This is a genomic window from Mycobacterium attenuatum (assembly GCF_900566085.1).
GTDB lineage: Bacteria > Actinomycetota > Actinomycetes > Mycobacteriales > Mycobacteriaceae > Mycobacterium > Mycobacterium attenuatum.
Map to the genome: position 1 here is coordinate 1 of NZ_UPHT01000069.1, position 6,810 is coordinate 6,810.

General features: G+C 66.9%; 4 protein-coding genes and 1 pseudogene. All 5 read left to right on the top strand.

What is annotated here, in order from left to right:
* Window positions 1-192: 192 nt before the first annotated feature.
* The 5 genes and pseudogenes from uvrC to EET13_RS11795 all read left to right on the top strand — a co-directional run bounded on the left by uvrC (window position 193) and on the right by EET13_RS11795 (window position 6,590).
* Window positions 193-2,145, top strand: coding sequence for an excinuclease ABC subunit UvrC (uvrC, locus tag EET13_RS11775; RefSeq protein ID WP_122442461.1), 1,953 nt, complete (start codon window positions 193-195; stop codon window positions 2,143-2,145).
* Entirely contained in the window at window positions 2,142-3,074 is a 933-nt protein-coding gene (gene rapZ, locus EET13_RS11780) for an RNase adapter RapZ (protein ID WP_244603870.1), read from the top strand. Before uvrC ends, rapZ begins: the two co-directional genes overlap by 4 nt.
* Window positions 3,071-4,157 (top strand): annotated as a pseudogene (locus EET13_RS11785) (YvcK family protein). The gene rapZ and the pseudogene EET13_RS11785 overlap by 4 nt, the downstream one beginning before the upstream one ends.
* Window positions 4,154-5,131, top strand: coding sequence for a DNA-binding protein WhiA (gene whiA, locus EET13_RS11790; RefSeq protein ID WP_122442463.1), 978 nt, complete (start codon window positions 4,154-4,156; stop codon window positions 5,129-5,131). Before EET13_RS11785 ends, whiA begins: the two are co-directional and overlap by 4 nt.
* 73 nt (window positions 5,132-5,204) lie before the next feature.
* On the top strand, window positions 5,205-6,590 hold the full coding sequence (locus EET13_RS11795) for a WS/DGAT/MGAT family O-acyltransferase (protein ID WP_122442464.1): 1,386 nt from the start codon (window positions 5,205-5,207) through the stop codon (window positions 6,588-6,590).
* The last annotated feature ends 220 nt before the right edge of the window (window positions 6,591-6,810 follow it).

The following is a 6,810-nucleotide window of genomic DNA, read 5'->3' on the forward strand; positions in this document are numbered from 1 at the left end:
CACCGAAGGAACCCGAATCTGGACCGGGCACGGCGTCCTCGCCCACAACCTGGTCAAGATCAGCGCCCTCGCCGTGTGATCAAAGGCGCCCAAGCCACCCACTCACCCACCCCTCGACCACAACCAGACACAGCCGCTCAGCACAGGTCCGACTTTTTCAGGTCGAAGTAGCCGTCGAAGTAGCCTAGGTACGTGCCAGATCCCGCAACGTATCGTCCCGCGCCCGGGTCCGTCCCGGTCGAGCCCGGCGTGTACCGGTTCCGGGATGCGCACGGGCGGGTGATCTACGTCGGCAAGGCCAAGAGCTTGCGCAGCCGGCTGACGTCGTACTTCGCCGACGTCGCGCATCTGCATCCGAGGACCCGGCAGATGGTGACCACCGCGGCCAAGGTGGAGTGGACGGTGGTCAACACCGAGGTTGAGGCGCTGCAGCTGGAGTACAACTGGATCAAGGAGTTCGATCCGCGCTTCAACGTCCGCTATCGTGACGACAAGTCGTATCCGGCGCTGGCCGTCACCCTCAACGAGGAATTTCCCCGGCTCATGGTCTACCGCGGCCCGCGGCGCAAGGGGGTGCGTTATTTCGGGCCCTACTCGCATGCGTGGGCAATCCGCGAAACACTGGACCTGCTCACCCGCGTGTTTCCCGCGCGCACCTGCTCGGCCGGAGTGTTCAAGCGCCACAAGCAGATCGAGCGCCCGTGCCTGCTCGGCTACATCGACAAGTGTTCGGCTCCCTGTGTCGGCAGGGTCAGTGCCGAGCAGCATCGCCAGATCGTCGAGGACTTCTGCGACTTCCTGTCGGGCAAGACCGACCGCTATGCCCGCGAGCTGGAACGGCACATGAATGCCGCGGCCGAGCAGCTGGATTTCGAGCGGGCCGCCCGGCTTCGCGACGACCTGTCCGCGCTGAAGCGCGCCATGGAGAAGCAGGCGGTGGTGCTCGGCGACGGTACTGACGCCGATGTGATGGCTTTCGCCGACGACGACCTCGAAGCGGCGGTGCAGGTGTTCCACGTCCGCGGCGGCCGGGTCCGCGGCCAGCGCGGCTGGATCGTCGAAAAGTCAGGCGATCCAGGTGATTCCGGAGAGGAGCAGTTGGTCGAACAGTTCCTCACCCAGTTCTATGGCGAACAGGCCGAATTGGGCTTCGCCGCCGAACAAACAGACGAATCCGTCAACCCGGTTCCCCGTGAGGTGCTGGTGCCGTGCCTGCCGTCCAATTCCGGTGAGCTGTCCAGCTGGCTGTCGGGGCTGCGCGGCTCCCGGGTTACGCTGCGGGTGCCGCGCCGCGGCGACAAGCGGGCGCTGGCCGAAACCGTACAGCGCAATGCCAAAGAGGCGTTGCAGCAACACAAGCTGAAGCGAGCCGGTGATTTCAACGCGAGATCGGCTGCGCTGCAGAACATTCAGGAAGCTCTCGGGTTGGCCGATGCGCCGCTGCGCATCGAGTGCGTCGACATCAGCCATGTGCAGGGCACCGACGTGGTGGGCTCGCTGGTGGTCTTCGAAGACGGCCTCCCCCGCAAGTCGGATTACCGCCACTTCGGGATCCGGGAAGCCGCCGGACAGGGACGCTCCGACGACGTCGCCTCCATCGCGGAGGTTACCCGACGTCGCTTCGCGCGCCACCTGAGCGAGCAGAGCGACCCGAATCTGCTTAGCCCGGAAGGTAAGTCGCGGCGGTTCGCCTACCCGCCCAACCTTTACGTCGTCGACGGGGGCGCTCCGCAGGTCAATGCGGCCAAGACCGTTCTCGATGAACTGGGTGTCACCGACGTCGCGGTGATCGGCCTGGCCAAGCGGCTAGAAGAGGTCTGGGTGCCGTCCGAGCCGGACCCCATCGTCATGCCCCGCAACAGTGAGGGCCTCTATCTGCTCCAACGGGTGCGCGACGAGGCGCACCGATTCGCCATCACTTACCATCGGAGCAAACGATCCAAGCGAATGACGGCGTCGGTGCTCGATGGGGTGCCGGGATTGGGAGAGCACCGTCGCATGGCGCTGGTCACCCATTTCGGGTCGATCGCCCGCCTCAAGGAGGCCACCGTAGACCAGATCACCGCCGTTCCAGGTATCGGCGTAGCCACGGCTACGGCCGTCCTCGACGCGTTGCGCCCCGACCGGCCCGGAGCGTCGGAATGACCGGGGACAGCCAACCCGGCCCGTCAAGCCGGGAAAGTCCGGAAAGCCCGGAAAACCATGCGTCGGCCGATATCGACGTGGTTCTGGTGACCGGGTTGTCGGGGGCTGGACGGGGCACGGCGGCCAAGGTGCTGGAGGACCTGGGCTGGTACGTTGCCGACAATCTGCCGCCGCAGCTGATCACCCGCATGGTGGATTTCGGGTTGGCGGCCGGGTCGCGGATCACCCGGCTGGCCGTGGTGATGGACGTGCGGTCGCGTGGGTTCACCGGCGATCTCGACTCGGTGCGCAGCGAGTTGGCCACCCGCAACATCACCCCCCGGGTGGTGTTCATGGAGGCGTCCGACGACATGTTGGTGCGCCGCTACGAGCAGAATCGGCGCAGCCATCCGCTCCAGGGCCAGCAGACCTTGGCCGAGGGCATTGCCGCCGAGCGTAGGATGCTGGCGCCGGTCCGGGCCAACGCGGACCTGATCATCGACACCTCGACCCTGTCGGTGCGGGGCCTGAGGGAAAGCATTGAGCGCGCGTTCGGCAGCGACGGCGGCGCGACCACCAGCGTCACCGTCGAATCTTTCGGCTTCAAATACGGCCTGCCGATGGACGCGGACATGGTGATGGACGTGCGGTTCCTGCCCAACCCGCATTGGGTGGACGAGTTGCGGCCACTGACCGGCCAACACCCAGCGGTGCGGGACTATGTGCTGGAGCAACCCGGCGCGGCCGAGTTCCTCGAGACCTACCATCGGCTGCTGTCCCTGGTCGTCGGGGGCTACCGCAGGGAAGGGAAGCGCTATATGACGGTCGCCGTCGGCTGCACCGGCGGTAAGCATCGCAGTGTGGCGATCGCCGAGGCGCTGATGCGGCTGCTGGGTTCTGACTCGAGGCTGTCAGTGCGGGTGCTGCACCGGGATCTGGGTCGCGAATGAATACGCCAGGCCACCTGCCGCCCAGCCACAGCATCGTCGCGCTGGGCGGCGGCCACGGGTTGTATGCGACCTTGTCGGCGGCGCGGCGGCTGACCCCGTACGTCACCGCGGTGGTGACCGTCGCCGACGACGGCGGTTCCTCTGGGCGGCTGCGCAGCGAACTCGGTGTGGTGCCGCCCGGTGATTTGCGAATGGCGTTGGCAGCCTTGGCGTCCGATAGCCCACACGGGCGATTGTGGGCGACCATTATGCAGCATCGGTTCGGCGGCGACGGCGCGCTGGCCGGACATCCGATCGGCAACCTGATGCTGGCCGGCCTATCGGAGGTGCTGGCCGACCCGGTCGCCGCGCTCGACGAACTCGGACGCATCCTTGGCGTCAAGGGCAGGGTGTTGCCGATGTGCCCGATCGCGCTGCAGATCGAGGCCGACGTGTCCGGCCTGGAGTCCGACCCGCGAATGTTCCGGCTGATCCGCGGCCAGGTGGCGATAGCGACCACGCCGGGAAAAGTGCGCCGGGTGCGGTTGCTGCCTGCCGACCCGCCGGCGACGCGGCAGGCCGTCGATGCCATCATGGCCGCCGACCTGGTGGTCCTGGGCCCGGGCTCGTGGTTCACCAGCGTGATCCCGCATGTGCTGGTGCCGGGGCTGCTCAGCGCGCTGCAGGCCACCACCGCTCAGCGAGCGCTGGTGCTCAATTTGGTGGCCGAGCCGGGGGAGACGGCGGGTTTTTCGGTGGAGCGTCACCTGCACGTGCTGGCCCAGCATGCGCCGGGGTTCACCGTGCACGACATCATCATCGACGCCGAACGAGTGCCCAGCGAACGAGAGCGCGACCAACTGCGCCGGACCGCGACGCTACTGCAGGCCGAGGTCCACTTCGCCGACGTTGCCAGACCTGGTACACCTTTACATGACCCGGGCAAGCTGGCGGCCGTCCTCGATGCGGTGCGGGCGCGGGACCGGGGCCCGGCGGCGACTCCGGTGACCACACAGGAGATACCGATCGAGGGTGGACGTCAACAGACCGGCGTGCACGGCGCTGGGCGGCAACGGACCGAGGAGTGACCACGCGTGGCGATGACGACCGAAGTCAAGGACGAGTTGAGTCGTCTGGTGGTCAAATCGGTCAGTGCGCGGCGAGCAGAGGTCACCTCCTTGCTGAGGTTCGCCGGTGGCTTGCACATCGTGGCCGGCCGCGTGGTCGTCGAAGCCGAGGTGGACCTGGGCAGCATCGCCCGGCGACTGCGCAAGGACATCTTCGAGTTGTATGGCTACAACGCGGTGGTGCACGTATTGTCGGCCAGCGGTATTCGCAAGAACACCCGGTACGTCCTGCGGGTGGCCAACGACGGTGAGGCGCTGGCTCGCCAGACCGGGTTGCTGGATGTGCGCGGACGCCCGGTGCGCGGCCTGCCAGCGCAGGTGGTAGGCGGCAGTATCGCCGATGCTGAAGCCGCTTGGCGCGGAGCCTTTTTGGCGCACGGATCACTGACCGAGCCGGGACGCTCGTCGGCGCTGGAGGTGAGCTGCCCGGGCCCGGAGGCCGCGCTGGCCCTGGTGGGTGCCGCACGTCGGCTCGGGGTCAGCGCGAAGGCCCGTGAGGTGCGCGGCGCCGACCGGGTGGTGGTGCGCGACGGTGAGGCGATCGGTGCGTTGCTGACCCGGATGGGCGCGCAGGACACCCGGCTGGTGTGGGAGGAGCGCCGGATGCGCCGCGAAGTGCGCGCGACGGCCAACCGGCTGGCCAACTTCGACGACGCCAATCTGCGCCGATCGGCCCGGGCGGCCGTCGCGGCCGCGGCGCGGGTGGAGCGTGCGTTGGAGATCCTCGGCGACACCGTGCCCGACCATCTTTCGGCGGCCGGCAGATTGCGGGTCGAGCATCGGCAGGCATCGTTGGAGGAGCTGGGCCGCCTTGCGGATCCGCCGATGACGAAAGATGCTGTGGCGGGCCGGATTCGGCGGCTGCTGTCGATGGCTGACCGCAAGGCGAAGGTGGAGGGAATTCCGGATACCGAGTCGGCGGTGACGCCGGACTTGCTCGAAGATGCATAACCGGCTGGCTGGCGCGATGTGAGATTTTCGTGAGAGCTGGCCCCGCCTGGCAGGTGCGGGCTATGGTCGCGGAATGAAGCGGCTCTCGAGTGTTGATGCGGCGTTTTGGTCTGCGGAAACCGCAGGCTGGCACATGCATGTGGGTGCGCTGGCGATCTGCGATCCCAGGGATGCGCCCGACTACAGCTTTCAGCGGCTCCGCGAATTGCTCGTCGAGCGATTGCCGGAGCTGCCGCAATTGCGGTGGAAGGTCACTGGCGCTCCGCTGGGCCTGGACCGGCCCTGGTTCGTTGAGGACGAGGACCTCGACATCGACTTTCACATCCGTCGTATCGGTGTTCCCGCCCCAGGCGGGCGGCGCGAACTCGAGGAGCTCGTCGGTCGGCTCATGTCCTACAAGCTGGACCGCTCCCGGCCGTTGTGGGAACTGTGGGTGATCGAGGGTGTCGAGGGCGGCCGGATCGCGACGCTGACCAAGATGCACCACGCCATCGTCGACGGCGTCTCCGGGGCGGGTCTGGGCGAAATCCTCTTGGACCTCACGCCGGAACCGCGTGCGCCGCAACAGGAAACGGTTGGGTTCGTGGGTTTCCAAATTCCCGGGCTGGAGCGGCGTGCGGTCAGCGCGCTGATCAACGTCGGCATCATGACGCCGTTCCGCATCGCCAGGCTGGTGGAGCAGACCGTGCGCCAACAGATCGCGGCTTTGGGTGTGCGCACCAAGCCGCCGCGCTACTTCGACGCCCCCAAAACGCGGTTCAACGCGTCGGTGTCGCCGCATCGGCGCATTACCGGCGCGCGGGTCGAACTGGCCCGGGTCAAAGCCGTCAAGGACACGTTCGGTGTCAAGCTCAACGACGTCGTCCTGGCGCTGGTGGCGGGGGCAGCCCGGGAATACCTGCACAAGCACGATGAATTGCCCGCCAAGCCGCTGATCGCGCAGATCCCCGTCTCCACCCGGACCGACGAGACGAAATCCGATGTGGGCAACCAGATCAGCTCGATGACGGCCTCACTGGCGACCCATATCGAGGATCCTGCCGAGCGGCTCAAGGCGATCCACGAAAGTACCCAGAGCGCCAAGGAAATGGCCAAGGCGCTCTCGGCGCATCAGATCATGGGTCTGACTGAGACCACGCCCCCCGGGTTGCTGCAGCTGGCCGCGCGCGCGTATACGGCCACCGGACTGTCGCACAACCTGGCGCCCATCAACCTGGTCGTCTCCAACGTGCCCGGCCCGCAGTTCCCGCTGTACATGGCCGGCGCAAAATTGGATTCGCTGGTGCCGTTGGGGCCGCCGGTGATGGACGTCGCCCTCAACGTCACCTGCTTCTCTTACATGGAGTACCTGGACTTCGGATTTGTGACGACACCGGAAGTGGCCAACGACATCGACCAGATGGCCGACGCCATCCAACCGGCGCTGACCGAACTCGAGCACGCCGCGGGCTTGCGCTGACGGTGTTGTCGCCTCGTTAGCCGTGGGGCGACAGCGGCTGGTCAGTCGTGGGTGGCCGTCCTTCGCAACCGGGATGCGGCCGCGAGGCGATGTTGTCGTTTGCCATGAGCTTGGGACCAGTGTGACCTGATTTTTGCCAGGGTGATGGGACCACCTGGATTGCCAGTTATGGGACCACCGGCGCGTTGCGTCGGTGGTCTCTTCGTTTGCCCGTTCGATC